The sequence below is a fragment of the Paraburkholderia sp. BR10937 genome (assembly GCF_040965695.1).
Classification (GTDB): domain Bacteria; phylum Pseudomonadota; class Gammaproteobacteria; order Burkholderiales; family Burkholderiaceae; genus Paraburkholderia.
Window position 1 is genome coordinate 17,006 of sequence record NZ_JBFRCL010000026.1, and the last position, 23,193, is coordinate 40,198.

Genomic DNA, 23,193 nt, shown 5'->3' on the forward strand with positions numbered 1-23,193 from the left:
TGGCGCACCGGAACGTGCGCCAGCTTTATTCCCTTCTGATTGATACGGAATCCAGATTAACTGGCGGCGATGCGCCACCACGTGGGCAGCAGCGCGCGCACGCCGGGCTGCGCGAAGCGGTCGTCCAGCAGGTGCACGACGCCGCGATCGTGCTCGGTGCGGATCACGCGCCCGGCGGCCTGCACGACCTTGCGCAGGCCAGGGATCAGGTAGGTGTAGTCGAAGCCGTCGCCGTAGAGCGTATCCATGCGTGCGCGCATCGCCTCGTTCACGGCATTCACCTGCGGCATGCCGAGCGTCGCGATGAACGTGCCGATGAGGCGCGTGCCCGGCAGATCGATACCTTCGCCGAACGCGCCGCCCAGCACGGCGAAACCGATGCCGCAGCCGCCTTCCACGAAGCGCGCGAAGAAGGCCTGCTGGCCCGCCTCGTCCATGGTGCGCGACTGGAGCCAGATCGCCACGTCCGGGTGGCGCGCCGCAAACGCATCGGCGGCTTGCCGAAGATAGTCGTAGCTGCTGAAAAAACACAGATAGTTGCCGGGGCGTTCGGCAAATTGCGCGGCCACGCGCCCAACCAGCGCTTCGAGCGAACGTTCGCGGTCCTTGTAACGCGTCGAGATATGGCGGGCGATGTGGACGTCGAGCTGCTCGGCGCGAAACGGCGTGTCGATGTCGATGCTCACCGTGTTGGCGGGCAGGCCGAGCATGTCGCTGTAGTAATGCGTGGGCGAGAGCGTCGCTGAAAAGAGCGTGATGCTGTGCGCCGTGGCGATGCGCGTTCGCAAGGCATCGGCCGGCACGATGTTGCGGATCGCGAGCGTGGAACGCGGGCGGCGCGCGTTCTGCTGCGCCAGCGGCGTGACGTCGAAGAGCGAATGCGTATCGAAGCGTTCGGCAATGCGCGTGAAGTGCAGGGCGTCGAAATAGAAGCGCTCGAGTTCGGGGTCACGCACGAGCGCGGGTTCGGCGAGCTGGTCGCCGATCGCCCCGATCACGTCGCCGAGCGCGGCAACGAGGCCCTCGGGCAAGGTGTCGCTCGCGCGCCAGGCGCCCGGCTGGACGGCGTTCTGTGCGTTCCAGTGTTTCTGCAGGCGCGCGAGTGCGCGCTTGAGCGGTGCGCTCGCGGCGCGGCGCACGGTGTCGACGCGCGTTTGCACGAGTTCCGCCGAATACATCGCGCGGGCGCGCTCGGGGAGGTTGTGGGCTTCGTCCACGAGCACGCTCGCGCGCCACTGGGTGTGCGCGGCGAGCATGAACAGCATGGCGCTCGCGTCGAACCAGTAGTTGTAGTCGCCGACGATCACGTCGCTCCAGCGCGCGAGTTCCTGCCCAAGGTAGTAGGGGCACACGGCATGCTCGCTCGCCACCTCGCGCAGTGCCGCGCGATCGAGCCGCGCGCGTTCGAGCGCCGCGGCACGCGCGGCCGGCAGACGGTCGTAGAAGCCGCGCGCGAGTGGGCACGATTCGCCATGACATGCCGCTTCGGGATGCTCGCAAGACTTCTCGCGCGCAACGAGTTCGAGCACGCGCACGGGCACCTTCGGTCGTTGTGCATCGTCTTGCTCACTTGTCAGTGTGGCGAGCGCATCGAGTGCCAACTGACGCCCGGAGCTTTTCGCGCTCAGAAACACGACCTTGTCGATCGCTGCGCGCGGGCACGCCTTCAACTGCGGAAAGAGCGTGCCGATGGTCTTGCCGATACCGGTGGGCGCCTGTGCGAGCAGACAGCGTCCCTGTGTCGCCGCGCGCCAGACCGCTTCGGCAAGATCGCGCTGGCCGTGCCGAAACTGCGGATGCGGCAGGCGCAGCGCGGCGAGCGCGGCGTCGCGCGCGGCGCGGTGGGCGCTTTCCTGCTCGGCCCATGCGACGAATCGGCGGCATTGCGTTTCGAACGCGGCGCGCAATTCCGGCGCGCTCGCATGCTCGACGAGCGCCGTCTCGCGGCCCGAACCGATGTCATAGTAGACGAGCGCGAGTTCGAGCGCGTCGAGGCCGAGCTTGTCGCACAGGAGCGCGCCGTAGACACGCAACTGCGCCCAGTGCAGCGCGCGCTGATTCTCGCGCATCGCATCGAGGTCGCCGCGATAGGTCTTGAATTCTTCGAGCCTGCGCCGCGCGGGATCGTAGCCGTCGGCGCGGCCGCGCACGGTGAGTGATTCGAACGTGCCGGAAAGCGCGATCTCGGTCTCGTAGCCGGGCGGGCGGCGCGCGGCGATGGCCGCGTGGCCGGCGCGGCCGTCGCTGGCGTCGGGCGAGGGCGTGAAGCGCAAGTCGAGGTCGCCGCGCTTCGCGGTGAACTCGCACAGCGTGCGCACGGCGACGGTGTAGCTCATGGCTCGCGCGGCGCCTGGGCGACGCTGTCGTTGCCTTCATCGGCTTCGTTTGCTGCGTCGGGCAGGTGGGGCCAGCGCACCTGCAACACGGAAACCGGTATGCCGTGCTGCACGCAATAGGCAAGCCAACGGCGCTGGTTGTCCTGCAAACGGTCGCCGGGGCCTTTCACCTCGATCAGTTCGTAGCGCCGCTCGTGCGGCCAGAAGCGCACGAGATCGGGCAGCCCCGAACGGTTGGCAACGGGTTCGCGCAGCAGCCGCTCGAACCACAGGCGCAGATGGGCGGCGGGGAAGCAGTCGAGGGCGAGCGCGAGCAGTTCGTCGCTCAATGCGGGCCAGGCGACGAACGGTGACTGGGTGCCGGATTTTTCCGCGTAGCGCCGCAGAATCGAGTCGCGGTAGGCGTGCGTTTCGAGTTCGGCGAGACAGGCTTCGAACTGCGAAGCACGGCGTGCGACGAAGTCGGCGGCGTGCAGGTCGGCAGGGCCGCGCTGGAACGGGTGGAAGAACGCACCCGGCAGCGGCGCGAACAGCGCGGGCCAGCAGAGCAGGCCGAAGAGCGCGTTGATCAGCGTGTTCTCGACATAGAACACGGGCGCTTGCGGCGTGGCGAGCGCGATGCGGGCGGCTTCCTCGACGCGCAGTGCGCCAGGTGCCGCGGGCAGCGCGAGTTCGAGCTGCGCGAACCCCGGCCCGGCGCTCGTCTTCGACTTCGCCCGCGTGCGCGCGAGACGCCCGAGCGTGCGTGCCGCGCGCTGCGCTTCCTCCTCGTTTGCGGGCGCATCGGCAATGGTCTGCGCGAGCGCCAGCGCTTCCTCGCGGCGGTTCAGTTGTTCGAGCACGCGTACGCGGCGGTAGCGCGATTCAGGATGACCGCAGTCGAGATAAGCGCGCCACGCGAGTTCGGGTTCGCCCGCGCGCTCGGCGGCGAGCCCCGCGGCGTGACGCAGCTTGTCGTGGCGAGCGCGCAGCCAAGCGTTCGCTTGCGTTCGCGGGGCCAGCGCGTCTAGTGCTACGAGTGTTGCGGTGATGGCGCCGGCAGGGTCGAAGTCCCCGGTCTCGGCGCCGCTCTCGAGTCCGTCGCGGCAATCGCGCAGCGCCAGATACGCGTCGATGTCCTCGCGGCGCTGGAACGCACGCGAGGCACGATCGAAGGGCACGTTTTCGTAGCGAAAGACGCCGAGGTCGGCGAGCACGAATTCCGACCAGTCCTGATGCAGGTTGCCGAAGAACATGAGGCGCAGGCGCTCGCAGAGCGGGGCGCTCGCGAACCGCAGCACGGTGTCGGGCGAGGCCGGGAACCACGCATGCCAGTCGCGCGGCTCGCGCGCGGCGGCATAGTGCGCATGGAGCGCCGCGAGCGTTGCCGCGCGCGTGGCGCGCGCTTCGAGCGCGATGCCGAGGCGCGGGGCGAGCGCCTGCAACTCCGCTTTCGTGACCAGCGCGGCGAGCGCGTCGAGATCGAGCGCGGGTGCGCCGTCGAGCCAGCCCGCCGCGACGAGCGGTGCCGCCGCCGCGCGCGGGCAGCCGATCTCGTCGTACGCGAGACGGCTTGCGCGGAAATGGGGTCCCTTGCGCATCAGCATGCGCACGAAGAGCGCGCGCGACGCCTGCGGCATCTGGGCGAAATCGTCGGCGAAGCGGCGCTCGGCGTCGTCGAACAGGTCGGCGCAGCGCGCGTCGAGCCACGCTAGCGCACGCTCGAAGTTGGCGAGGTAGTAGAACGGATCGGGAGAGTCGGGAAGCACGCGCGGCACTGTACGGATATACAGCAGCGATGATAGCAGGGTCGCACGTGGGCGCGAGCGCCGTCAGGGATTCGCCGCCCCGTACGCTACAATTGCCGCAGCCTGAAAATCGGATGAGCGATGAACAAACGTAACGCATGCTTAGCCGGCCTCGCGGCCGCCGTCACCCTGCTCGCGGGATGCGCGGCGCAGTACCGCAACACCAGCGCCTGCGAAGAGGCGATGCGTAATCGCCTTGCCGAAACGACGCTCGGCGACCTCAAAGTCACGCATAGCGCGACGACGTATCGTGGCGCGCGCGTGGTGATCGAAGGGCGCCTCGAGAACGGCGCGGCGTCGGCCGCCGTGGCAGCATCGGCGCCGTCTGCCTCGGCGGTTTCGGCCGCATCGGCGGCGTCGTCCACCGCGGCGCAGGGCGCCAACGAGGCGACCACGGTTACGGCGCCGACGGTGCAGGCGGCAGCGCTGCCCGGCACGATTTCGGTGCCCACCGCTCCGGTCGCCCAGGGCGGCGCGGCGGAGGGCAAGCCGACTACGCCGGTCGCGCTGCTGGCCGCAAAGCTCGGCTTCAAGAAGGCCGTGGTCACGCCGGCGGCTGCGGAGTGCACCTTCAACGAGTCGGGCCTCGCGACGTTCCGCTGGCTCGCGCCGCCGAAGCTCGCGAAGACCACGCCCGACCCGAACGCCGCGAACGACTGAAACGAACGCACGCTGCTCGCCGTGGCGCGGCTGCGGCGGCCCCCGTCGTTGGCGCAATCCGCGCTCATGAAGGCCTCGCATGAGGCCTTCGTCGTTTGTGACTGATGAGACGTAGGCGGCCGCCGGCGCGCTCAGAACGCGAAGAATGGTCCGCTGCCTGCAGGCGTGGCCTGCGACGCGATCGCCGTGAACACACGCCTTCCGAAGAAGAACGGCAGTCCCCAGCCGAACGCGCGACCGTTGTAGCCAGCGAGATTGCTGAAGGCCCAGTTGCCGGTGGCAAGCAGCGTCGTCGCGACCGCGAAGGTCACGGGAGCGCCCACGCCGTCGATGCCGGCTATCGTCGCGCCGAGGCTGACAGGCGAACTCGGGCAATACCAGAAGCCGCAGCGCGTCATCGTCGGGCTGTTGAAGTACAGCGCGTTCGAGCCCGTGTCGAGATAGCTCAGCGAGTAGACGGTGCCGTCCGATGTCGTCGTCTTCACATAGCCGGTGCCCGAGTTCGCGCGCAGTACGGTTGCGCTGCCGAGCGCGTTGTTCGCCTGCGTGCCGATGCCGAAGATCATCGACCCGCTCAGCCCGGACGCGCCGCTGTCGGCCAGCGCCGGCAAGTCGATGATCACGCCGTTGTTGTCGGTGGCGAAGCCCGCCACCGGGTTGCTGACCTGTTGCGCAAGCGGTTGCGTGCTCGCCGTGCAGCCGCTCGCGGGGCACGCGTAGTACCACGGCGTGACTGCCGCCCTGACGCAGGACACGCCGCAATCGGCGCTGAACGGCCCTACGCCGAGGATGCCGTTCGAGCGCAGCGTGGCGGCGCTGTTCATCGCGAGGCCGCTGCCGACGCAGCCGGCCGGCGCCGCGGCGGGCACGGCCGGGTCGGCGATCACCTGGATCGGCAGCGCGGCGGCGATTTCACCCGCGAGCTTCACGTCGGCGCTGCGCACCGCGCCCCACGTGTAGCCCGTGCCGAACACGGCGCATTCGCCGGCGATGTCGGCCCCCGCGCCGGCTGGCACGGCGGGCAGCGCGAAGCCCGCCGGCAGCGCCGAAGCGAGCAGGCGCAGGCCCTGCGAGCCGGTATCGACCTGGACGTGGTCGACGCTCGCGCAGTCCGCGGTGCCCGGCACGCAGACCGTGACGCTCGTCATCAGCATGTTGCGCGTCGAGGTGGGCGTCGGGCCGACCGTGACGGCCACGACATTGGGCGTGGTCGATTGCGGCACCGTGCCGTTCGTGCCGCCCGTGCCGGTGGTCGACGGCGCGCTTGCGACACGCGGGACGCTGGCGGGTGCCGTGGCGCCGGTGGTCGCGTACGCTGGTCCGGCATCGCCGCCACCGCAAGCCGTGAGCGCGGCGCAAAGCGGGAAGAGCGCGAGGAGGGCTTGGGGGGCGAGGCGCCGAAGGCGGGCTTTCATTGGAGATCTCCGACGCTCACGCCAGCGGGCAGTGCGGCCGGCAGCCACGCGCGCCCCACGTAGGCGCGCATGTGGCCGCCCGTCTCGACCACGACCTGAGTGCCGTCCACGCGCGCAGCGTGCAGGCCGTTGAGGCCCGTGGCGTGAAGCGCCGCGGCGGCGCTGCGCCAGTCGGCTGCGTAACGGCCCAGCAGCGCCTCCACGTTGGGCTGAGCCGGCCCCTGCCACGTGTACGCGAAGACCGTCCCGGTCGCGCTGCCTAGATACGCGTTGATGGTCGTGCCGTTGTCGTCGACGTAGCTGACGACGCGGCCGGCGCCGCCACCGACGCTGCGTTGGGTGGCGCCGGCCGGTACGGCTGCGGCGTCGCCGAGCGCGGCGCGGGCCGGCGCGGCGGCGAAGCCGAGGCAACTGAGCGCGCAGGCGAAGGCTGCGGCGCGGCCCGCCTGGGTGAGGCTGCAAGTTTTCATGACGCTCTCCGGTCCTGCTTTTTACGAATCTCTTTTTTGAGATTTCGAGATGAAATTAGCACCAGGGTCGTTCTTGCGAACGTCCCAGACTGGGAGGGCGGCACAGCGCAAAGCAGCGTTTTGGCGTGGGGCGGAGTTAACGCATTGATCCAAAAGGTAATTGGTGGATTTTCAGCCGGATTTCCGCGCCGGATCGAATGTGGATGAATGTTACGGCGCGGTCGGTTTGGAATGCCGCGACCGCGGTTCGGCGCGCGTCGCCGCGGCGGATACCGGGCGTGGATCGCGTGCCACCCCGTGGTTTTTGCACAGCGGGCCGCCGGACCGGTAAAATGTTTGGTTGATCCACGGAAACTGGCCGTGGCGTAGCCGAAGGGATTACCCGAACATGAGTGATTTTCATCAACGTCTTGCCGCACGCGCACTCGCGCTTCTGATGGCGGGCGGGCTGGTCGCCGGCTGCAGCTCGCCGACGCCGGGCAAGATCGATTACCGTAGTGACGCCAAGGCGAAGCAGTCCTCGCTCGCTGTGCCGCCGAACATGCTCGACGAAGCGTCCGACCAGCGCTCGCTCGCGCCGCAGGGCGGCGAAACCTCGCTGTCTTCCCTCAAGCAGACCCAGGCCGCCGCGCCGCAGTCCGACGAGGCCCAGGTGGTTCCGCAGGTGCCGGGCATGCATATCCAGCGTGACGGCACGGAGAGCTGGCTCGTCATCGACAGCCGCACGCCCGACCAGGTCTGGGCGCAAGTGCGCCGCTTCTGGCAGGAACAGGGCTTCCTGCTCGTGGTCGACCAGCGCGACAAGGGCGTGATGGAAACGGACTGGAACGAAACCCATCCGAAGATCAGCGACGGTCTCATTCGCAATACGCTCTCGTGGGCCACGGGCAACTCGTACGTGACCGCCGAGCGCAACAAGTACCGCACGCGCCTCGAAACGTCGCCAACCGGCGGCACCTATGTGTTCATCAGCCAGAAGGGTCTGAGCGAACAACTCTCGGGCACCAACAACGACACCAGCAAGTGGGTGCCGAAGCCCAACGATCCCGCGCTCGAAGCCGAATACCTCAAGCGCCTCATGATGACGCTCGCGAACGCGAAGCCGGGTGTGCCCGACGCGCAGGTCGCGGCCGAAGCCGACGCCAAGGCCAACAGCAAGGGCACCGACGCGAAGTCGAAGGCTCCGGACGCCGCTGCGGCCGCCATGGCCGCGCAGAACGTCGCAGCCGTGGGCCAGCAATCGGGCAGCGGCTCGTCGAACGCGCAGGGCACGTCGGGCCAGTACACCTCGTCGGAGCTCACGCTCGGCGAGCCGTACGACCGCGCGTGGGTGCGCGTAGGCATCGCGCTCGATCGCGCCAACTTCACCGTGGACGATCGCGACCGCACGAAGGGCATCTACTACGTGCGCTATGTCGATCCGAAGGACCACAGCTCGGACGAACAGGGCTTCTGGAACCAGATCTTCCACGGCCGCAAGGAAAAGATCGCGAAGCAGTACAAGCTCAACGTGCGCGCCGTGACGGATAACCAGACGCGCGTCGCGATCGTGGACGACAGCGGCCAGATCGACTCGTCGCGTCCGGCGCAGGAGATAATGAGCCTCGTGGTCGACGAACTGCACTAAGCACTGCGCCGCACGCTTGAGCCAGCGTTGTCTGGCTCAAGCCGCAAAAGAAAAACCCGCCTGCGCATCGCCGCGCAGGCGGGTTTTTCATGCCCGCGTGCGAGCCGTACTCAGTGCGGAATCATCCAGGTGAGCACGTTCTGCTGCAGCCACACGAGGATGCCGAGCAACACCGTCAACAGGATCGAGTGCTTGAACGTCTTCGCGAACACAATGCCTTCCTGCCCCTTGAGGTCCGTAGTGGCGACGCCCGTCGCGATGTTCTGCGGCGAGATCATCTTGCCCATGACGCCGCCCGACGAGTTGGTCGCCGCCATCAGGATGGGGTTGAGGTTGAGCTGTTTCGCGGCCACCACCTGCAGGTTGCCGAACAACGCATTGCCCGAGGTGTCGCTGCCCGAGAGGAACACCGCGACCCAGCCGAGGAAGGCCGAAACGAGCGGGAAGAACGCGCCGACCGAAGACACCGCAAGACCCAGCGTATAGGTGAGCCCCGAGTAGTTCATGAGGAACGCGAGCCCGACGATGGTCGCGACCGTGAGGATGGCGATGCGCGTCTGCACCCAGGTATCGACGATCGCGACGCCGAAATCGGCGGGCTTCAGGCGCACGACGAACGCGGTGATGATCGCCGCGACGAGAATCGCCGTGCCGGTGGCGAGCGGCTGGAAGTCCCAGATCGCGCCATAGGGCGTGCCGTAAAGCGTGATGTACACGGCCTTGTCGAGGCCCGGCCACGGCACTTTCACCCCGCCGATCGTGAAGACCTTCGCGACGGTCCAGATGATCACGACGGCCGCGACGATGATCCACGGATACCAGCCCTGCGCGCCCGTCACGGCGCCGCGCGCTTCCTTCGCGCGATCGACCTTGATGGCAAAGCGCGGATCGGGCGCGGGCTTCCACACGCGCAGGAACAGGATGGTGAGGATCAGGGAGACGAGCGACGAAAGCACGTCGGTGAGGCTGTAGTTGATGAAGTTGGCGGTGACGAACTGCGTGAGGGCGAAGCTGCCGCCCGAGACGAGCAGCACCGGCCAGATGCGCAGCATGCCGCCCACGCCCGCGTAGATCGCGATGACGTAGAACGGCAGCAGCAACGCGAAGAACGGCAACTGGCGGCCGACCATCTGGCCGAGCAGATCGGCGGGCAGGTGCGTGACCGCGCCGAGCACGGTGATCGGCACGCCGAGCGCGCCGAACGCGACAGGCGCCGTGTTGAAGATGAGCGTGAAGGTCAGGGCTTCGAGCGTCGGGAAGCCGAGCATGATGAGCAGCGAACTCGTGATGGCGATAGGCGTGCCGAAGCCGGAAATCCCTTCGAACAACGCGCCGAACGAGAAGCCGACCACGACGAGCACGATGCGCCGGTCGTTGGGCAGATTGTCGAGCAGCCACATGCGAAAGGCCGCGAAGCGGCCCGAGCGCAGCGCGATGTTGTAGAGCAGAATCGCCGTGACGACGATCCACATCACCGGCCAGAGCGCGAACACCACGCCCGCGAGCACCGAGCTGATCGCGAGATTGACCGGAAACTGCCAGCCGGCGATCGCGACGATCAGACCGACTACGAGCCCCGCGAGCGAGGCTTGCCATGCGGGCCGCCGCGCCCAGCCGAGCAGGGCGAGCACGGTGAGAATCGGCAGCACGGCGATCAGAAACGAAAAGAGCAGCGAATTGCCGATAGGGGTCAACAGCTGGTGGAACATCACGTCTCCTTTATGCTGGTTCGTTATCGGCGCAGCAGTGCGGCAGCATGCGCCGGGGCGCGTCGTCGGCTGTGGAGTTCAGTGCGCGGCCAAGCGGCCGAGTTAAGGCGGTACTTCAATCCCCCGCAAGCCCACTTGGAGGATAGAAAACGACGCGGGAGCGTCAAGGAGGGAAAGTACGGTCCGGCACTGTTTTGCGGCGCATTTGGCGGCGTGGCGCACAGCGTGAGCGTCAGTGATGCCAGTGCCCACCGCCGCCGCCCCAGTAGCCGAAGCCGAACGAGACGGCAGGCGCGCCCCAGCCCCAGCCATACGCGGGGTAAGGGTAGTACGCGGGATACGCGGCGGGATAAGCGGGATAGGCCGGCCACGCAGGCACCGCGATCGCAACGGGCGGCGAGGGATAGAGCGGTCCTGGATACTGTGAGTCGGGCACGGCGGCAGGAGCCGGGTTCGGCGCCGTTTGCGCGACCGCGGTTTCCTGCTGGGTGGCCGCGACGGGCACGGTGCCGTAGTAGTAGGGCGGGTAGCCGTAGGGGGCGTAGTAGTAGCAGCCGGAAAGCGCGGGGAGCGCGCTCGCGGCGGCGATCACGAGCACAGACGGACGTTTCATGGCGGGCTCCGCGAGTGGCGAACGGCCGCGCAGGATAAACGCCATCAGGCCCGGGCCGTCTGATTCGTTCGAGCTTACGCCGTGCGAGCACGCTTTGCGCGATGCGTCGTTAACCGAATATTTCGCGCAGTGCTGCGGCTGCGGCGCCAGCGACCCAAGCAAACGCGGCGCAGCCCGTGAGGGTCTGCGCCGCGCATCCTTCCCTGATGCACGCCTCGGATGGCGTGTTGCCTGTCGTGTCGTTTCTGTTCTGTGCCGTCGCTTCGATCGTGCAGCCAGTTGTGCAGCCGCATCGTCGATTCGTACTGGCGCTAGTGCCTGTTTGCTACTTACTTGCCAACCTGATTGCCGATCACGCCACCCACCGCCGCGCCGCCCACGGTGGAGAGCGCATTGCCGCCAATTGCCGCGCCGGCCACGCCACCCACGCCCGCGCCAATCACCGTATCGCGGTCGCGTCTCGACATGTTGTCGCAAGCGCCAAGACTGCCCAGCACGGCGACGAGTGTCGCCACCGTGAGTAGCGTGCGTGCACGTTTGAACGTATGCATTTTTCGACTCCCCACGCATGATGCGTTCGAGTGTGCGGTGCGGCGTGCGCTGGCACGCACGCTGCGCCTTCGATACCCTCATCCTAGCCACGCGACCCGTATCCGGGTGTGTGCGCTTGTCAGAGAGTTGTGGGAGTCGTTAGAAAATGTTTCGGCGGACGACGAGCGCCCGCCGGGGCGAAGTGAGCCCTGAGTCGGCCCGAAGTCAGCGCTTACTGGCGCTGATAGATTTCGGCGCCTTGCTTGATGAACTCGACCGCCTTCACTTCCATGCCCTTCTTGAGGGCCTCGTCGTCGCTCACGCCTTGCTTCGCCGCGAAGTCGCGCACGTCCTGGGTGATCTTCATCGAGCAGAAGTGCGGGCCGCACATCGAGCAGAAGTGCGCGACCTTGGCCGAGTCCTTGGGCAGCGTTTCGTCGTGGAACTCGCGCGCCTTGTCCGGATCGAGGCCGAGGTTGAACTGGTCTTCCCAGCGGAACTCGAAGCGCGCCTTCGATAATGCGTTGTCGCGCACCTGCGCGCCCGGATGACCCTTCGCGAGATCGGCCGCATGCGCCGCGAGTTTGTACGTGATGATGCCTTCCTTCACGTCGTCCTTGTTCGGCAGGCCCAGGTGTTCCTTCGGCGTGACGTAGCAGAGCATGGCCGTGCCGAACCAGCCGATCATCGCGGCGCCAATGCCGGACGTGATGTGGTCGTAGCCCGGCGCGATGTCGGTGGTGAGCGGCCCGAGCGTGTAAAAGGGCGCTTCCTTGCACCAGTCGAGCTGGAGATCCATGTTCTCCTTGATGAGCTGCATCGGCACGTGGCCCGGGCCTTCGATCATTACCTGCACGTCGTGCTTCCACGCGATCTGCGTGAGCTCGCCGAGCGTCTTCAGTTCGCCGAGCTGCGCTTCGTCATTGGCGTCGTAGATCGAGCCGGGGCGCAGGCCGTCGCCGAGCGAGAAGCTCACGTCGTAGGCCTTCATGATTTCGCAGATCTCTTCGAAATGCTCATAAATGAAGGATTCCTTGTGATGTGCGAGACACCACTTGGCCATGATCGACCCGCCGCGCGAGACGATGCCCGTCATGCGGTTCGCGGTGAGCGGCACGTATTGCAGACGCACGCCCGCGTGAATCGTGAAGTAGTCCACGCCTTGCTCGGCCTGTTCGATGAGCGTGTCGCGGAACATTTCCCACGTAAGGTCTTCGGCCTTGCCATTGACCTTTTCGAGCGCCTGGTAGATCGGCACCGTGCCGATCGGCACCGGCGAGTTGCGGATGATCCACTCGCGCGTTTCGTGAATGTGCTTGCCGGTCGAGAGGTCCATGACCGTGTCGCCGCCCCAGCGGATCGCCCACGTCATCTTGTCGACCTCTTCGCCGATCGACGAGGTGACCGCCGAATTGCCGATGTTCGCGTTGATCTTCACGAGGAAGTTGCGGCCGATGATCATCGGCTCGCTTTCCGGGTGATTGATGTTCGCGGGAATGATCGCGCGGCCGCGGGCGATTTCGTCGCGCACGAACTCGGGCGTGATTTCCTTGAGAGCGTTCTCGCCGAAGGCGGCTGCGCCGAACGCCTGGCCCGGATGCTGGCGGCCCATCATCGCCGCGAGCTTCGCGCCGTTCGGGCCGCTCGCCTTGAGGCTTTCCAGATACTCGGCGCGGCGCTGGTTCTCGCGAATCGCGATGTATTCCATCTCGGGCGTGATGATGCCCTGACGCGCGTAGTGCATCTGCGTGACGTTCTTGCCGGCCTTCGCGCGGCGCGGCGTGCGGTGCAGGCCGGGGAAGCGCAGTTCGGCCGTCGCGGGGTCGGCGGCGCGTTCGCGGCCGTATTCGGACGAGAGGCCCGGCAGCGCTTCGGTGTCGCCGCGCTTCTCGATCCAGCCCTGGCGCAGCGCAGGCAGGCCCTCGCGAATGTCGATCTTCGCTTCAGGGTCGGTGTACGGGCCCGAGGTGTCGTAGACGTAGATCGGCGGATTTTTCTCGCCGCCGAAGCCCGTGGGCGTATCCGCCTGCGTGATCTCGCGCATCGGCACGCGGATATCGGGCTGCGAACCGGTCACGTAGACCTTGCGGGAATTGGGCAGCGGCGCGATCGCGGCTTCGTCGACGTGCGCGTTGGCGGAAATGAACTTCGGATTCGCGTTCATGCGTCTCTCTCTCCATGCAAAGCAAAGTGGGAACAGCGGCTTAGCAGGAGACGAGACGGAACGTGGACGGACTTCGCTGTGATGAGGTGAGGCGCTGAGCGATGTTGCGAAGTCCGGACGCTTCCCTGCGCTGGCATTATCCAGATCAGGTTCAAAGGGTATTTCTCACCCGCGAAATACGCTGCACGACTTTCGTTCGATGCGGCGCATGACGCAGGACCCCCGCGTAAGCAAGGCCAAACGATACACCGCGCTGCGACGATCTGGCAAGTGCCATCTCGCGCGCGATGTGCCAGGCGCGGTGTGGCGCGGTGCTTCGTGCCGGCGGAACTTACAGCGTGAAATCCTGTGAGGCTTCCGGCTGAAACAGGATGCGTTCGATCTTCAGCGTTTCGACCGCGCCGCCCGGCGTCGTGAAGCGCACGGCGTTGCCGCGCTTCGCGCCGAGGAGCGCGAGACCCGCGGGCGAGAACACGTTCAGGCGCCCGGCGTCGACGTTCGCCTGATGCGGATAGACGACGGTGTATGTGAGGGAGGCGCCGTTGCGCTCATCGACGAGCGTGACCTGCGAGTTCATCGTCACGACGTTGGCGGCCATGTCGCGCGCCTCCACGATCACGGCGTGTTCGAGCAGCTCGTCGAGCATGGCCTGGCGCGCGGGGGCGGCGCCGGGTTCGGCGGCGCATCTTTCGAGGCGGGCAACATCGAGTTCGGTGAAGTAACGGATTTTCTTCGACATGGCAGTTTTCCTTGCGATCCAGAAAAGATTCGAGGTAACGGCGAGGGCCGGCGGGCGAAATCGCGCAATCGGGCGCGGGCCGCAGCAGGGCGTAACGGGGCGTAACGGGGCGTAACGGATCGGCCCGGAGCCCGACCGAACGGCTCCGATGGATTGGGGGAGACGGGTTCAGTGCGGGCGCCGGGCGGCGCAGAGCGGGGCGGAAAGGGGCGGCTGGGTGCGCGCTCGGGTGTCGAGAAGCCACGGCGCCGTTCGCTCGCGCATTGCGCGTGCACGCGCTGGCGCACCACGCAAACGGCGCGGCGGCAAGGCGAATACGGGACGCGAAACGAGCGAAAGCATGGCGAGCGGCGTGTATGAAATCCAGTTAATGAAAGTTAAACGAAAGGTTGTGTCATGCTAGCACGATCCAACCGGCGTGGCGTGACGCGGTCAGCGAACGTCGATATGGTGCGCGATCGACTGTCATGGCTTGCGCCGCTCCCATTGTGACGCGCACGCAACGAATCGCCGCGCATAAAGCATCCTGAAAGCATCCGCAACGCCCGGCGTTGTTGCATAATGCGCTTCGCCCGTCCCGGGTGTCCTTCGTACTCCGTCTTTTTTCGCGTTCTTGCGCATCTGCACCATGCCGTCGAGCTTCACCCGTCCCGCCACTTTGCTGCCGGGGCGCCCGCGGTCCTGCCTTTCACCTGCCGCGGTGAAATGACGATGCCTCCCCGTTTGCCTTTCCACGTGAACACTCAATCTTTATTCGCCGGGGCCCGGCAGGTTGCAGCCGCGCTATGGCGTTTCGTGCGCGCCGTACGGCTCCCGCAATCGCGCACCGGACGCGTCGCGCTCTCGCTCGCCGTCGTCTACTTCGTCTGGGGCTCGACGTATCTCGGCGTGAAAGTCGCGCTCGATTCGTTCCCGCCGCTGCTACTTTCCGGCTTGCGCAATCTGCTCGCCGGCATCGGCCTGTTCGTCTTCGCCATGCGCCGGCGGCCCGTCATGCCAACGCTGCTCGAAGTGCGCAACGCGGGCGTGGTGGGCACGCTGCTCGTGGGCCTGTCGAGCGGCATGCTCGCCTACGGCATGCGTACCGTGGGCACCGGCAAGGCGGCCGTGATGGTCGCCACGGTGCCGCTCTTCGCGACCATGATCTCGGCGATCACCGGGCGGCGCGTGGCGAAAGGCGAATGGGCCGCGGTCGCGCTCGGCCTCGTCGGCATTGCCGTCCTGAGCCACGGCGGCGCCGCGTCCGGCTCGGCGGGCGGCAGCCTCGCGATTCTGTGCGGCGCGCTCTTCTGGGCAATCGGCGCGCATCTGGCGGGCAAGCTTACGTTGCCGACCGATCTCTTCCTCGCGACGGCGCTGCAGATCGGCCTCGGCGGCGCCATTTCGACGGCGGTCGCGTGGATCAGCGGCGAACGCATGGGCGAGCTGCATTTCCTGCCGCTCGTGGCGTTCCTCTACCTGCTTTTCATCGGCACGATGGCCGCCTATGTCGCGTATGGCTATCTGATCCGCCATACCAGCCCGCTCGTCGCGAGTAGCTGCATGTACGTGAATCCCGTCGTGGCCGTCGCGCTCGGCGCGCTGCTGCTCGGCGAGCCGGTCACGAGTGCCACCGTTGTCGCGACCGTGCTGATTCTCGGCAGCGTAGGTTTGTCGTTCCTGTTCGACGACCGCCGTCGCACGTCCTGAGTTCCTCCTGACGCGTTTCGCATCATCGCGTCGCGTTGCGCGCGCGGCCGCTGCGCATGTGAGGCGCGCAGCGGCCGCGCCTTCATCGTTCACCGATGACCGGCAGCCGCTTTCGAGCGTTAGCCGTCATCGCGGCGCCTTTACCGTCTGCCAGACACTATTTCGCCTTCTCCGCGGAATTCGTGAGGGCGTGGCCGCCTGCGGAAACGTCCTCGCCGGCACCCGCCATCGTATTGCAGGCCGAGAGCGCTGCCAGCGAAGCGGTAACGAGAAAGAGGGCAATCAGGCGTTTCATGAGGAAGTCCTCCACGGTGTCAAAGGAGATCACTCTCCAGCATGTCGCGTGCCCGGTCATTTGTGCCGCCATGCGCCGGCGTGTGCGCATGCGTCGGGTCCGCTGCTTGCGCTAGCGCCGATGCAGGCGCGACATAGCGCAGCACATCCGCCCACAAGGAGGACTACGCCATGCTTCACTACGCCATCGTGTTTTTCATCATCGCGATTATCGCCGCCGTGTTCGGCTTTACGGGAATCGCTGCGGGCGCGGCCGAAATCGCCAAGATCCTGTTCTACATCTTCCTCGTGGTCTTTGTGGTCACGCTGCTGCTAGGCGTGATGCATCGATGACGCGCGCAATGCAAAGCCCAACCCACTCATGCATGCCATGTTCGAAGGAGAGTCAGATGTCGAAGACACACGCTTCGTTTGAGTTCGATCTCAAGCGCGTGCGCGATGAGGCGCGCCGCAATCTCGATCAGGGGCCGGTCACGCCGGACTACCCCGCGAATCGCCAGACCGTGCTCAAGCTGCTCAACGATTCGCTCGCCACCGAGCTCGTGTGCGTGCTGCGCTACAAGCGGCACCATTTCATGGCGAAGGGCATCGAGTCCGAGTCGGTGGCCGCCGAGTTTCTCCAGCACGCGACCGAGGAACAGCAGCACGCCGACATGCTCGCGGCCCGCATCGTGCAGCTAGGCGGCGAGCCCGACTTCTCGCCGGCGACGCTGGTGGAGCGCTCGCACTCGGAATACAAGGAAGGGGCCGACCTGAAGGACATGATCCGCGAGAATCTGGTCGCGGAGCGCATCGCCATCGAGAGCTATCGCGCGATCATCAATTATCTCGGTCATGAAGACACCACCACGCGGCGCATCTTCGAGCAGATCCTCGCGACGGAGGAAGAGCATGCCGACGATATGACGGACTTGCTGTTCCGTAAATAGCGCTTGCCGTTCACGCCTCAGGAAGACGTCTGCGCGCCCGTGCCCATGCGCGGGCGCGTTGCATGGTGAATCCAGCCGGCGAGCGCCGTGAACGCGATGCCCGCCACGCACACGCCGATCCAGCCGAATGCGTGCCACGCGGTCACGCCCACGGCGGAACCGGTTGCGCCGCCAATGAAGTAGCAGACCATGAACACCGTATTCACGCGGCTGCGCGCCTCGGGGCGCAGCGCGTAGATGCGCGACTGATTCGAGATCTGCGCGGCCTGCACGCCCACGTCGAGCACGATCACGCCGATCACGAGGCCGATCAGGCTCGTGCCGGAGAACGCGAAGATGACGAACGCGAGCGCCATCAGCACGATCGACATCGTGATGACCGCGCGCGGTCCGCGCTTGTCGGCGGAGCGGCCCGCCATCGGCGCGGCCAGCGCGCCCGCCGCGCCGACGATGCCGAACAGGCCCGCCGCCTGCGGCCCGAGATGGAACGGCTCGCCCGCGAGCAGCAGCGTGAGCACGGGCCAGAAGAGGCTGAACGCGGCGAAGAGGCAAGCGCCGGTCGCCGACGCTTCACGCAGTCCGGGCAGCTCCAGCACGAGATGCCACATCGAGCCGAGCAGCTTGCCGTAGCCGAGCGTCGAGGTTGGCTGGCTCTTCGGCAGCTTCTTCACGATGACGAGCGCAAGCGCGAGTAGCGCGACGATCGACGCGCCGAATACCGCGCGCCAGCCGAAGTACTGACCAACGAAACCGGCCGCCGTACGCGCGAGCAGGATGCCGAGCAAGAGGCCGCTCATCACGGTGCCCACCGCGTGGCCGCGCGCCTCGGGCGGTGCGAGTTCCGCGGAAAACGGCACGGCCTGCTGCGCGATGGTGGCGAGGATGCCGATCGCGAGGCTCGCGCCGACCAGCACGGCAAGCGAAGGCGCGGTGGCCGCCACGAGCAGCGCGACGCACAGGCCGGCGGTTTGCAGCAGGATGATGCGGCGGCGGTCGTAGCGGTCGCCGAGCGGCGCGAGCAGCAGCATGCCGGCCGCGTAGCCGAGCTGGGTGCCGGCCGGCACGGCGCCGATCCACGCGGCGCTGGCCGGGAAGCTCTGGCGGAAATCGTCGAGCAGCGGCTGGTTGAAATAGATGTTCGCGACCGTGACGCCCGCGATGGTCGCGAGCAGGAGCAGCAGGCCGCGCAGCGACTGGCCTGCGCCAGCGTTTGCGGAATCAGGTGTGGACATGTGCGAATGCGGGCGGCGCCCGGTGATACGGAAGGCAGGCTTCGAGCGTGCCGATCATACCGGAGCGCGCACAATCGCGCTGGCGGCGCGGGGAATGCGCCGCCAGTCACTCACTCAGGCAATCAGCTCGCCCGAGGGCTCGTAGAACGGATAAGGGCCGTCGAATGTGTCGACGTAGCCATGGTGCGTGACGATCCCGCCCTGCGGATCGTAGCGATGCAGCGCGAAGGCGGGCGGCTCCAGCGTGAAGGTGGAGGGCGCGTCGGGCGCGAGGTCGAGCGTGACCTGGTGGGCCGGCGCGGGCACGGCCGTAGCGATCGTGCCGCCGAAGCGCACGAACATGGGCCGGTGCACGTGGCCGCACAGCACGCGCTCGACGTTGGGATGCTGCGCCACGAGCGCTTCGAGCGCCCGCGCGGCGCTGTCGTCGAGCCGGATCGCATCCATATGACCGATGCCGCAGTCGAACGGCGGGTGATGGAGCGCGACGACCACGGGCTTGCCGCGCGCCGCGTCGAGCTGCTGTGCGAGCCACGCGAGGCGCGCGGCGCAGAGCGTGCCCGCGCTTTGCCCGGGCTGCATCGAGTCGAGCGCGATCACGCGCAGCGGGCCGAGGTCCACGGCGTACTGGACGAAGTCGCCGCCTTCGCGCAGTTCGGGACGATCGGCGAACACTTCGCGCAGCGGCGCGCGCGCGTCGTGGTTGCCGATCAGGAGCCAATATGGAATCTCGAGCGTGTCGAGCAGCGTTTTGAGGTGCCGGTATTCCTCGACCGAGCCCTGGTCGACGAGGTCGCCGGTCATGAGCACCGCGTCCGGGCGCGGCGTGAGCGCGTTCAACCGCGCGATGGTGCGCGCGAGGCTGGCGGCCGTATCGACGCGGCGATAGGCGAGCGCGCCCGGTGGCTTGATGTGCAGGTCGCTGATCTGGGCGAGCAGCATGGTAGTCCTCATTGAGTAAAAGTTACGCGAGCGCGATGAGCGCTTCAGGGGCGATCGAAATACCGACCGGCGTGCCGCGCGCCAGCTCGACGCGGCCCGCCACGTCGACGAGCAGGGCATCGGGTGCCGCGCCGCCGATCGTGAGACGCGTGCGCTCGCCGAGAAAGGTCGCCTGTTCGATCACGCCGCGTAGTTGCGCGCCGACAGGGTCGGCGAGCGCGGCGTCTTCGGGGCGGAAATACAGTTCGGCGGCGCCGCTGGTCTGGGACGCGCTGGCCGGCACGGCGCCGCCGCTCGTGCGCAGCATGCCACCTTGCCATTCTCCGGCGATCCGGTTGAGCGTGCCGACGAATTGCGCGACCGCACGGCTCGCCGGCTGGAAGTAGATCTCGCGCGGCGTGCCGATTTGCTCGATGCGGCCCGCGCTCATCACGACGATGCGGTCGCCCAGCTCCATCGCCTCGGCCTGATCGTGCGTGACATAGACCGTCGTCACGCCCAGCTCGCGCAACAGCCGGTTCATCTCGCTGCGCAAGGTGTCGCGCAGGCGCGCATCGAGCGCGGTGAGCGGCTCGTCCAGCAGCAGCACACGCGGGCGCGGCGCGAGCGCGCGTGCGAGCGCCACGCGCTGGCGCTGGCCGCCCGAAAGCTGGTTGATCGGCTTGGCTGCGTGCGCTTCGAGACGCATCATCGCGAGCAGCTCGTCCACGCGTGCGCGCGCGTCGGCGGCGGGAACGCGCTGGATCTTCAGGCCATAGCCGATGTTGCCGCGCACGTCGAGGTTCGGAAAGAGGGCGTAGTTCTGGAACACCATGCCTACCTTGCGCCGCTCGATGGGCAGCGCGGTCACGTCCTCGTCGCCGAAGGCCACGCGGCCGCCGGCGTCGGGCGTTTCCAGACCCGCGATCATGCGCAGCGTGGTGGTCTTGCCACAGCCCGAAGGGCCGAGCAGCACGAGCGTTTCGCCGGCGCCGATCGCGAGGTCGAGCGGTTCGAGCACGCGCGTGCCGCGAAACGTCTTCGCGCAGCGCGTGAGCGTGATCGGGATCGGTTCGAGTTTCATTCGGAATCCTTGTTGTTATTTTGCCGGCCTGCGAGGCGCTGCTTGCCAGATGGCTTTCCCGAGGAGCCGGGCACGTCCACGCCGAGCCATTGCATCGCCACGAGCAGCGGCATCGTCATGAGGAAGAACAGGATCGTGTAGGCGCTGCCTACTTCGATGCGCAGCGACGCGTAAGTGTCCGCGAGGCCGACTGGCAGCGTTTTGGTGTCGGGCGTGTGCAGCATCCACGTGAGGTTGAATTCGCCGATCGAGAGCGTGAGCACCGCGAGCGCGCCCGCCACGATGCCGGGCCGCGCGTTGGGCAGCACGATGGTCGTGAAGCGCTGCCAGAAGCTCGCGCCGAGGCTCGCCGCGCCTTCTTCGAGCGTGCGCAGGTCCGCCGACGCGCACACGGCCGCCACGGGCCGCACCATGAACGGCAGTGTGAACACCACGTGGCCGACCACGATGAATGCCGCGCTCATGCGAAAGGCGCTGAAGCCGCCGTACACCACGAGCAGGGCGAGCGCCGAAGCGAGGCCGGGCAGGGCCACGGGCAGCACGAGCAATTCCTCGATCAGACGCGAGAGGCGCGTGCGGCTGCGCGCGAGCGCATAGCCCGCGGGCACGCCGGTTACGAGCGTGATGACGAGCGTGGCGGCCGCCACTTCGAGCGAGAGAAAGACGCTCGTGTGATACTGTGTCCAGACCTGGTCGAGCCAGCGCAGCGTGAGGCCGCTCGCCACACCGCGAAAATAGTTGACGGTCAGGCCCGCGAGGATCGACATCACCACGGGCACGATGAGAAACGCGCAGGTGGCGAGCGTGACGAGCCATTGCGCGCACGTAATCCAGGCGCGCGCCGAGGGGAGCGCCAGGCGCCGCCGCGCGGCGGGCGGCTGGCCGGGCGCTTCGTGCATGTGCTGCGCCGCCGAAGCGGTGGGTTTGACGACCGAATTCATTCTGGAGTCCTCGAAAACCACCGTGTGCTCATGCCGTGGCCGCGACGGCCGCGCCCGTCACGCTGCGCGCGAGCGTGAGCACCGCCCACGTCACTAGACCGAGCACGATCGAGAGGCCGGCCGCCGTGACCATGTTCGCGTTGAGCGTGAACTCGGTATAGATCGTCATCGGCAGGACGTCGATGTCGGTGGCGAGCGTGAAGGCCGTGCCGAACGCGCCCATCGCGGTCGCGAAGCAGATTGCTCCTGCGGCGACGAGGCCCGGCGCGAGCGCGGGCAGGATCACGTCGCACAGCACGCGCCACGACGACGCGCCAAGCGATCGCGCGGCCTCTTCGAGCGAGCCGTCGAGCTGGCTTGCGCAGGCCATCACGGTCACGATCACGCGGGGGATCGAAAAGTACAGATAGCCCGCGAAGAGTCCCGCCATCGAGTACGCGAACACCCAGCGCTCGCCGGTGAGCCGCAGCGAAAGCGCGCCGATGAGCCCCTGGCGGCCGGCGAGCATGATGACCATGAAGCCAACCACCACGCCCGGAAACGCCAGCGGAAACGTGAGCAACGCGACGAGCGCGCGGCGCCCGGCGAACGTGCGCCGCGCGAGCAGAAGGCCGCAGATCGTCGAGATCACGAGCGTCGCCGCGGTCACGGCGGCCGAAAGCGCGATGGTCGCGCCAAGGCTCCTCATGTAACGTCCATTCGTCAGCAGTGCGCGATACGTTTCGACGAAGTGCCCGTCGGCGCTCACCTGCACGAGCGCGATCATCGGCAGCAGCCAGAAGGCGAGGAACACTGCGAGCGCGGGCGCGATGAGCGCCACACGCCAGCGCAGCGGAAAAGTGAGGTCATGCATGGAAGTGGTCGGCTGGAGTATCAGTGCATGATCTGCAGATAGCGTTCGCCGAACGCCTGCTGCTGCGCCGCCATCTTCGCGAAGTCCACGGGTTTTGCGCGTGCATAGTCGCTCGCGGGCAGGAACTTCGAAGCCGCTTCCGGCGAGAGCGCGCTTGCGCGCACCGGGCGCAGATAGGCATTGGCCCAGAGCTTCTGGCCTTCGTCGGAGAGCACGAAATCGAGCACCTTCTTGCCGTTCGCTTCGTGTGGGCCGTTCTTCACGAGGCTCATCACGTAGGGCACCGAAATCGTGCCTTCCTTGGGAATCACGAACTCGACGTTTGCGTGGTCCTTGTACCTGGCGCGGTAGGCGTCGAAGTCGTAGTCGAGCAGGATCGGAATCTCTCCCGACAGCACGCGTGCGTAGGCGGTCTGCTTCGGCACGACAGGCTGGTTGGCCTTGAGCTTGCCGAACCATTCGAACGCGGGCTGGAAGTTGTCGAGCGTGCCGCCCAAGGCGAGATTCACGGCTACTGCGCCCGCATAGCCGACGAAGGCGCTCGACGGATCGAGGTAGCCGACCATGCCCTTGTACTCGGGCTTGAGGAGATCGGCCCACGAACGCGGCACCGGTTTGCCTTCGAGCGCGTCCTTGTTGACGAAGAAGCCGAGCGTGCCCGAGTGGATGGCGAACCAGTAGCCTTGCGGGTCCTTCAGGTCGGCGGGAATGTCGTTCCAGTGTGCGGGCTTGTACGGCGTGATCACGCCCTTGTCCTTCGCCTGAAATGCCGAAGACACGCCGAGGTAGACGACGTCGGCGACCGGGCTCTTCTGCTCGGCCATCAGTTGTGCGATGGATTGGCCGGAGTTCTTGTTGTCGAACGGCACGCGAATACCGGTCTCTTTCTGGATCGCCTGAATCTGGCTCGCCCAGTCGGCCCATTCGGGCGGGCAGTTGTAGCAGATGGCGGTCTGATCGGCCTGCGCCGCAAGCGGCGCGGCAAGACCGGCTGCGAGGGCGGCGGCGCTCGCAGCGAGCGGCAGCGCGCGGGAGAGGCGCGTTAAGCGGGTCAGGCGCCGCACGGGCGCGGCTAGCGCGCGTAGGGCGGCGCGCACGGGCACAAGCGAAAGCGGGCCGGCAAAGGCGAGTCGGCTGGTCACGGCAGGTCTCCAGGTCGGTTGCGAGAGCGTTCTGGTGGATGAGGGCCGCGTGCGTGC

The 23,193-nt window shown here is 67.1% G+C and carries 21 protein-coding genes and 1 riboswitch; of the genes, 5 read left to right on the top strand and 16 right to left on the bottom strand.

The genetic code is table 11. The features are described 5' to 3' along the window. Positions 1–56: 56 nt before the first annotated feature. A complete protein-coding gene (locus AB4Y44_RS21725) occupies positions 57–2,336 on the bottom strand; it encodes an ATP-dependent DNA helicase (protein ID WP_368700864.1) in 2,280 nt (759 codons plus the stop codon). Then, positions 2,333–4,084, bottom strand: coding sequence for a VRR-NUC domain-containing protein (locus AB4Y44_RS21730; protein ID WP_368700865.1), 1,752 nt, complete (start codon positions 4,082–4,084; stop codon positions 2,333–2,335). Before AB4Y44_RS21730 ends, AB4Y44_RS21725 begins: the two co-directional genes overlap by 4 nt. 120 nt (positions 4,085–4,204) lie before the next feature. Between AB4Y44_RS21730 and AB4Y44_RS21735 the strand changes: the two genes are divergently transcribed. Beyond that, complete coding sequence (locus AB4Y44_RS21735) at positions 4,205–4,783, top strand: hypothetical protein (protein ID WP_342923644.1); 579 nt, start codon at positions 4,205–4,207, stop codon at positions 4,781–4,783. Positions 4,784–4,914: 131 nt separating this feature from the next. Here the strand turns inward: AB4Y44_RS21735 and AB4Y44_RS21740 are convergent, their stop codons facing one another. Beyond that, entirely contained in the window at positions 4,915–6,198 is a 1,284-nt protein-coding gene (locus AB4Y44_RS21740) for a DUF3443 family protein (RefSeq protein WP_368700866.1), read from the bottom strand. Next, complete coding sequence (locus tag AB4Y44_RS21745) at positions 6,195–6,668, bottom strand: DUF2844 domain-containing protein (protein ID WP_368700867.1); 474 nt, start codon at positions 6,666–6,668, stop codon at positions 6,195–6,197. Before AB4Y44_RS21745 ends, AB4Y44_RS21740 begins: the two co-directional genes overlap by 4 nt. 388 nt (positions 6,669–7,056) lie before the next feature. On the opposite strand from AB4Y44_RS21745, the gene bamC reads away from it, so the two are divergent. Beyond that, complete coding sequence (gene bamC / locus AB4Y44_RS21750) at positions 7,057–8,295, top strand: outer membrane protein assembly factor BamC (protein WP_342923647.1); 1,239 nt, start codon at positions 7,057–7,059, stop codon at positions 8,293–8,295. 110 nt (positions 8,296–8,405) lie between these two features. Here the strand turns inward: bamC and AB4Y44_RS21755 are convergent, their stop codons facing one another. The 5 genes from AB4Y44_RS21755 to AB4Y44_RS21775 form a co-directional block, all read right to left on the bottom strand. Next, positions 8,406–10,004: an L-lactate permease gene (locus AB4Y44_RS21755; RefSeq protein ID WP_368700868.1), complete on the bottom strand. Its 1,599-nt coding sequence runs from the start codon at positions 10,002–10,004 to the stop codon at positions 8,406–8,408. A gap of 232 nt (positions 10,005–10,236) precedes the next feature. Continuing rightward, positions 10,237–10,617: a hypothetical protein gene (locus AB4Y44_RS21760; protein ID WP_368700869.1), complete on the bottom strand. Its 381-nt coding sequence runs from the start codon at positions 10,615–10,617 to the stop codon at positions 10,237–10,239. Positions 10,618–10,946: 329 nt separating this feature from the next. Further along, a complete protein-coding gene (locus AB4Y44_RS21765) occupies positions 10,947–11,168 on the bottom strand; it encodes a glycine zipper 2TM domain-containing protein (protein WP_368700870.1) in 222 nt (73 codons plus the stop codon). A gap of 212 nt (positions 11,169–11,380) precedes the next feature. Beyond that, positions 11,381–13,312, bottom strand: a complete 1,932-nt coding sequence (gene thiC / locus AB4Y44_RS21770; RefSeq protein WP_368700871.1) for a phosphomethylpyrimidine synthase ThiC — start codon at positions 13,310–13,312, stop codon at positions 11,381–11,383. A 104-nt stretch (positions 13,313–13,416) separates the two neighbouring features. Next, a riboswitch (TPP riboswitch) is annotated at positions 13,417–13,546 on the bottom strand. A gap of 97 nt (positions 13,547–13,643) precedes the next feature. Then, on the bottom strand, positions 13,644–14,051 hold the full coding sequence (locus AB4Y44_RS21775; protein ID WP_342923652.1) for a GreA/GreB family elongation factor: 408 nt from the start codon (positions 14,049–14,051) through the stop codon (positions 13,644–13,646). Between the two features lie 795 nt (positions 14,052–14,846). Here AB4Y44_RS21775 and AB4Y44_RS21780 point away from each other — a divergent pair. Then, the gene (locus tag AB4Y44_RS21780) at positions 14,847–15,740 is read left to right on the top strand and encodes an EamA family transporter (RefSeq protein ID WP_368700872.1); all 894 of its coding nucleotides are present in this window, start codon (positions 14,847–14,849) and stop codon (positions 15,738–15,740) included. 157 nt (positions 15,741–15,897) lie between these two features. Here AB4Y44_RS21780 and AB4Y44_RS21785 read toward each other — a convergent pair whose 3' ends face one another. Beyond that, on the bottom strand, positions 15,898–16,035 hold the full coding sequence (locus AB4Y44_RS21785) for an entericidin A/B family lipoprotein (RefSeq protein WP_042264962.1): 138 nt from the start codon (positions 16,033–16,035) through the stop codon (positions 15,898–15,900). A 170-nt stretch (positions 16,036–16,205) separates the two neighbouring features. Here AB4Y44_RS21785 and AB4Y44_RS21790 point away from each other — a divergent pair, with 170 nt between their 5' ends. Further along, entirely contained in the window at positions 16,206–16,367 is a 162-nt protein-coding gene (locus AB4Y44_RS21790; RefSeq protein ID WP_028204224.1) for a DUF1328 family protein, read from the top strand. 56 nt (positions 16,368–16,423) lie between these two features. After that, positions 16,424–16,963, top strand: coding sequence for a DUF892 family protein (locus tag AB4Y44_RS21795; protein WP_342923654.1), 540 nt, complete (start codon positions 16,424–16,426; stop codon positions 16,961–16,963). Positions 16,964–16,980: 17 nt separating this feature from the next. Here AB4Y44_RS21795 and AB4Y44_RS21800 read toward each other — a convergent pair whose 3' ends face one another. From AB4Y44_RS21800 to AB4Y44_RS21825, 6 genes are all read right to left on the bottom strand, one after another. Further along, positions 16,981–18,195 carry an MFS transporter gene (locus AB4Y44_RS21800; protein WP_368700873.1) on the bottom strand — a complete coding sequence of 405 codons (1,215 nt, stop codon included), beginning with the start codon at positions 18,193–18,195 and terminating at the stop codon, positions 16,981–16,983. A 114-nt stretch (positions 18,196–18,309) separates the two neighbouring features. Beyond that, positions 18,310–19,137, bottom strand: coding sequence for a phosphodiesterase (locus AB4Y44_RS21805; RefSeq protein WP_368700874.1), 828 nt, complete (start codon positions 19,135–19,137; stop codon positions 18,310–18,312). A gap of 22 nt (positions 19,138–19,159) precedes the next feature. After that, entirely contained in the window at positions 19,160–20,200 is a 1,041-nt protein-coding gene (locus AB4Y44_RS21810) for an ABC transporter ATP-binding protein (protein ID WP_368700875.1), read from the bottom strand. Then, entirely contained in the window at positions 20,197–21,099 is a 903-nt protein-coding gene (locus AB4Y44_RS21815) for an ABC transporter permease (protein ID WP_368700907.1), read from the bottom strand. Before AB4Y44_RS21815 ends, AB4Y44_RS21810 begins: the two co-directional genes overlap by 4 nt. A 70-nt stretch (positions 21,100–21,169) precedes the next feature. Then, entirely contained in the window at positions 21,170–21,994 is an 825-nt protein-coding gene (locus AB4Y44_RS21820) for an ABC transporter permease (RefSeq protein ID WP_133181524.1), read from the bottom strand. 20 nt (positions 21,995–22,014) lie between these two features. Continuing rightward, on the bottom strand, positions 22,015–23,058 hold the full coding sequence (locus tag AB4Y44_RS21825; RefSeq protein ID WP_368700908.1) for an ABC transporter substrate-binding protein: 1,044 nt from the start codon (positions 23,056–23,058) through the stop codon (positions 22,015–22,017). Positions 23,059–23,193: the final 135 nt, after the last annotated feature.

Excerpts from the sequence above, each read along its gene's own strand:
- AB4Y44_RS21805 (WP_368700874.1), bottom strand. The coding sequence starts at position 19,137 with ATGCTGCTCGCCCAGATCAGCGACCTGCACATCAAGCCACCGGGCGCG.
- AB4Y44_RS21810 (WP_368700875.1), bottom strand. The coding sequence starts at position 20,200 with ATGAAACTCGAACCGATCCCGATCACGCTCACGCGCTGCGCGAAGACG.
- AB4Y44_RS21735 (WP_342923644.1), top strand. The coding sequence starts at position 4,205 with ATGAACAAACGTAACGCATGCTTAGCCGGCCTCGCGGCCGCCGTCACC.
- AB4Y44_RS21765 (WP_368700870.1), bottom strand. The coding sequence starts at position 11,168 with ATGCATACGTTCAAACGTGCACGCACGCTACTCACGGTGGCGACACTC.
- AB4Y44_RS21755 (WP_368700868.1), bottom strand. The coding sequence starts at position 10,004 with ATGTTCCACCAGCTGTTGACCCCTATCGGCAATTCGCTGCTCTTTTCG.
- AB4Y44_RS21820 (WP_133181524.1), bottom strand. The coding sequence starts at position 21,994 with ATGCATGACCTCACTTTTCCGCTGCGCTGGCGTGTGGCGCTCATCGCG.
- AB4Y44_RS21790 (WP_028204224.1), top strand. The coding sequence starts at position 16,206 with ATGCTTCACTACGCCATCGTGTTTTTCATCATCGCGATTATCGCCGCC.
- bamC (WP_342923647.1), top strand. The coding sequence starts at position 7,057 with ATGAGTGATTTTCATCAACGTCTTGCCGCACGCGCACTCGCGCTTCTG.
- AB4Y44_RS21775 (WP_342923652.1), bottom strand. The coding sequence starts at position 14,051 with ATGTCGAAGAAAATCCGTTACTTCACCGAACTCGATGTTGCCCGCCTC.
- AB4Y44_RS21740 (WP_368700866.1), bottom strand. The coding sequence starts at position 6,198 with ATGAAAGCCCGCCTTCGGCGCCTCGCCCCCCAAGCCCTCCTCGCGCTC.
- AB4Y44_RS21785 (WP_042264962.1), bottom strand. The coding sequence starts at position 16,035 with ATGAAACGCCTGATTGCCCTCTTTCTCGTTACCGCTTCGCTGGCAGCG.
- thiC (WP_368700871.1), bottom strand. The coding sequence starts at position 13,312 with ATGAACGCGAATCCGAAGTTCATTTCCGCCAACGCGCACGTCGACGAA.
- AB4Y44_RS21795 (WP_342923654.1), top strand. The coding sequence starts at position 16,424 with ATGTCGAAGACACACGCTTCGTTTGAGTTCGATCTCAAGCGCGTGCGC.
- AB4Y44_RS21725 (WP_368700864.1), bottom strand. The coding sequence starts at position 2,336 with ATGAGCTACACCGTCGCCGTGCGCACGCTGTGCGAGTTCACCGCGAAG.
- AB4Y44_RS21800 (WP_368700873.1), bottom strand. The coding sequence starts at position 18,195 with ATGTCCACACCTGATTCCGCAAACGCTGGCGCAGGCCAGTCGCTGCGC.
- AB4Y44_RS21815 (WP_368700907.1), bottom strand. The coding sequence starts at position 21,099 with ATGCACGAAGCGCCCGGCCAGCCGCCCGCCGCGCGGCGGCGCCTGGCG.
- AB4Y44_RS21760 (WP_368700869.1), bottom strand. The coding sequence starts at position 10,617 with ATGAAACGTCCGTCTGTGCTCGTGATCGCCGCCGCGAGCGCGCTCCCC.
- AB4Y44_RS21745 (WP_368700867.1), bottom strand. The coding sequence starts at position 6,668 with ATGAAAACTTGCAGCCTCACCCAGGCGGGCCGCGCCGCAGCCTTCGCC.